Below are 364 nucleotides of genomic sequence, written 5' to 3' on the forward strand. Positions count from 1 at the left end.
AAATTGTGCACGACGGTGGTACGGTCGATCCCGTTGTAACCTTGACCGGTACCGCAGCGCCAGACCAGGAGGTCGAGATATTCGAGGCTGCCACTTCAAAGGGCAAGCGCCCGGTCGACGGCACCGGCACCTGGACATACACCGCAACGCTGATCTCCTTTGGGACTCGTACGCTCAAGGCCAGAGCGAACTATGGTACCGGCCAGGATTCAGTCCGCAGAATCCTCACGTATTCAAATGCAGTAATCCCTGCGATTACCTCGGTGCAGGACTCCAAAGGAGTGGAAATACCCAATAACACCGTGACCATCGATACCAGCATCAAGTTGACCGGCACCGCGACGCCACGCCTGCAAGTCGAGAT

The 364-nt window shown here is 56.9% G+C and carries 1 pseudogene; it reads left to right on the forward strand.

Features of this window, described 5'->3' with window-relative positions:
* A pseudogene (locus tag ACW9IR_RS29740) lies at positions 1-364 on the forward strand (hypothetical protein); the annotation flags it as partial.

This window comes from Pseudomonas sp. SDT291_1_S447 (assembly GCF_054070155.1).